Annotated in this window: 1 rRNA gene; it reads left to right on the forward strand. The window is 57.1% G+C overall.

Annotated features, from left to right (window positions below):
- Positions 1-57: 57 nt before the first annotated feature.
- Positions 58-3,176 (forward strand): 23S ribosomal RNA (locus tag DMH12_RS37040).
- The last annotated feature ends 22 nt before the right edge of the window (positions 3,177-3,198 follow it).

Below are 3,198 nucleotides of genomic sequence, written 5' to 3' on the forward strand. Positions count from 1 at the left end.
AGGGTGATGGGTGGTTGGTCGTTGTTTGAGAACTGCACAGTGGACGCGAGCATCTGTGGCCAAGTTTTTAAGGGCGCACGGTGGATGCCTTGGCACCAGGAACCGATGAAGGACGTGGGAGGCCACGATAGTCCCCGGGGAGTCGTCAACCAGGCTTTGATCCGGGGGTTTCCGAATGGGGAAACCCGGCAGTCGTCATGGGCTGTCACCCGCTGCTGAACACATAGGCAGTGTGGAGGGAACGCGGGGAAGTGAAACATCTCAGTACCCGCAGGAAGAGAAAACAACCGTGATTCCGGGAGTAGTGGCGAGCGAAACCGGATGAGGCCAAACCGTATACGTGTGAGACCCGGCAGGGGTTGCGTGTGCGGGGTTGTGGGATCTCTCTTCCACGGTCTGCCGGCCGTGGGACGAGTCAGAAACCGTTGATGTAGGCGAAGGACATGCGAAAGGTCCGGCGTAGAGGGTAAGACCCCCGTAGTCGAAACGTCAGCGGCTCGTTTGAGAGACACCCAAGTAGCACGGGGCCCGAGAAATCCCGTGTGAATCTGGCGGGACCACCCGCTAAGCCTAAATATTCCCTGGTGACCGATAGCGGATAGTACCGTGAGGGAATGGTGAAAAGTACCGCGGGAGCGGAGTGAAATAGTACCTGAAACCGTGTGCCTACAAGCCGTGGGAGCGTCGGATGCAGCTTGCTGCATCTCGTGACTGCGTGCCTTTTGAAGAATGAGCCTGCGAGTTTGCGGTGTGTTGCGAGGTTAACCCGGGTGGGGAAGCCGTAGCGAAAGCGAGTCCGAACAGGGCGATTCAGTAGCACGCTCAAGACCCGAAGCGGAGTGATCTAGCCATGGGCAGGTTGAAGCGGAGGTAAGACTTCGTGGAGGACCGAACCCACCAGGGTTGAAAACCTGGGGGATGACCTGTGGTTAGGGGTGAAAGGCCAATCAAACTCCGTGATAGCTGGTTCTCCCCGAAATGCATTTAGGTGCAGCGTCGTGTGTTTCTTGCCGGAGGTAGAGCACTGGATAGGCGATGGGCCCTACCGGGTTACTGACCTTAGCCAAACTCCGAATGCCGGTAAGTGAGAGCGCGGCAGTGAGACTGTGGGGGATAAGCTCCATGGTCGAGAGGGAAACAGCCCAGAGCATCGACTAAGGCCCCTAAGCGTACGCTAAGTGGGAAAGGATGTGGAGTCGCACAGACAACCAGGAGGTTGGCTTAGAAGCAGCCACCCTTGAAAGAGTGCGTAATAGCTCACTGGTCTAGTGATTCCGCGCCGACAATGTAGCGGGGCTCAAGCGTACCGCCGAAGTCGTGTCATTCATACAATAGGGCCAACGCCTGTATGGATGGGTAGGGGAGCGTCGTGTGCCGGGTGAAGCAGCCGCGGAAGCGAGTTGTGGACGGTTCACGAGTGAGAATGCAGGCATGAGTAGCGATACAAACGTGAGAAACGTTTGCGCCGATTGACTAAGGGTTCCTGGGTCAAGCTGATCTGCCCAGGGTAAGTCGGGACCTAAGGCGAGGCCGACAGGCGTAGTCGATGGATAACCGGTTGATATTCCGGTACCCGCTGTGAAGCGTCAAACATCGAGCATCGTGATGCTAAGGCCGTGAAGCCGCCCTGATCTCTTCGGAGTTGAGGGGAGTGGTGGAGCCGCCGAACCAAGCGGTTAGTAGGTGAGTGATGGGGTGACGCAGGAAGGTAGTCCATCCCGGGCGGTGGTTGTCCCGGGGTAAGGGTGTAGGCCGCAAGGTAGGTAAATCCGCCTTGCATACGGCTGAGACCTGATGCCGAGCCGATTGTGGTGAAGTGGATGATCCTATGCTGTCGAGAAAAGCCTCTAGCGAGTTTCATGGCGGCCCGTACCCTAAACCGACTCAGGTGGTCAGGTAGAGAATACCGAGGCGTTCGGGTGAACTATGGTTAAGGAACTCGGCAAAATGCCCCCGTAACTTCGGGAGAAGGGGGGCCACACCTGGTGACGAGTTTTGCACTCTGAGCTGGGGGTGGCCGCAGAGACCAGCGAGAAGCGACTGTTTACTAAAAACACAGGTCCGTGCGAAGCCGTAAGGCGATGTATACGGACTGACGCCTGCCCGGTGCTGGAACGTTAAGGGGACCGGTTAGCTCAGATTCGTCTGGGCGAAGCTGAGAACTTAAGCGCCAGTAAACGGCGGTGGTAACTATAACCATCCTAAGGTAGCGAAATTCCTTGTCGGGTAAGTTCCGACCTGCACGAATGGCGTAACGACTTCTCGACTGTCTCAACCATAGGCCCGGTGAAATTGCACTACGAGTAAAGATGCTCGTTTCGCGCAGCAGGACGGAAAGACCCCGGGACCTTTACTACAGTTTGATATTGGTGTTCGGTTCGGCTTGTGTAGGATAGCTGGGAGACTTTGAAGCTCGCACGCCAGTGTGGGTGGAGTCGTCGTTGAAATACCAGTCTGGTCGTGCTGGATGTCTAACCTGGGTCCGTGATCCGGATCAGGGACAGTGTCTGATGGGTAGTTTAACTGGGGCGGTTGCCTCCTAAAGAGTAACGGAGGCGCCCAAAGGTTCCCTCAGCCTGGTTGGCAATCAGGTGTTGAGTGTAAGTGCACAAGGGAGCTTGACTGTGAGACCGACGGGTCGAGCAGGGACGAAAGTCGGGACTAGTGATCCGGCGGTGGCTTGTGGAAGCGCCGTCGCTCAACGGATAAAAGGTACCCCGGGGATAACAGGCTGATCTTCCCCAAGAGTCCATATCGACGGGATGGTTTGGCACCTCGATGTCGGCTCGTCGCATCCTGGGGCTGGAGTCGGTCCCAAGGGTTGGGCTGTTCGCCCATTAAAGCGGTACGCGAGCTGGGTTTAGAACGTCGTGAGACAGTTCGGTCCCTATCCGCTGTGCGCGTAGGAGTCTTGAGAAGGGCTGTCCCTAGTACGAGAGGACCGGGACGGACGAACCTCTGGTGTGCCAGTTGTCCTGCCAAGGGCATGGCTGGTTGGCTACGTTCGGGAGGGATAACCGCTGAAAGCATCTAAGCGGGAAGCCTGCTTCGAGATGAGGACTCCCACCCCCTTGAGGGGTTAAGGCTCCCAGTAGACGACTGGGTTGATAGGCCGGATCTGGAAGCACCGCAAGGTGTGGAGGTGACCGGTACTAATAGGCCGAGGGCTTGTCCTCAGTTGCTCGCGTCCACTGTGTT

The organism is Streptomyces sp. WAC 04229, from assembly GCF_003947455.1.
Lineage (GTDB): Bacteria > Actinomycetota > Actinomycetes > Streptomycetales > Streptomycetaceae > Streptomyces.